At 66.2% G+C, this 240-nt stretch carries 1 pseudogene; it reads right to left on the bottom strand.

The window, feature by feature from the left end:
- Positions 1-240: pseudogene (locus tag B4920_RS27695) on the bottom strand (2-isopropylmalate synthase); the annotation flags it as partial.

The raw sequence follows: 240 nt of genomic DNA, 5'->3' as shown, positions 1-240 counted from the left end.
CATAGGGGTGGCGCGGGTGCAGGGCTATCTGGGTGCAGGCCCCCACGGTCGCAACTATGGCATCCATGTCAGAGAGATCCAGCTCGGGATCGATGCCCTGGCTGTAGAGGTTCATGGCCATGGTGACGATATCCATGTTGCCGGTACGCTCGCCGTTGCCAAGCAGGGTGCCCTCGATGCGATCCGCCCCCGCCAGCACCGCCAGCTCGGCCGCCGCCACCCCGCAGCCCCGATCGTTGT

The sequence above is a fragment of the Zoogloea sp. LCSB751 genome, from assembly GCF_002028455.1.
Classification (GTDB): Bacteria; Pseudomonadota; Gammaproteobacteria; order Burkholderiales; family Rhodocyclaceae; genus Zoogloea.
Note: the sequence above shows the minus strand (reverse complement) of the source record. Positions and strands in the feature narration are given on the sequence as shown.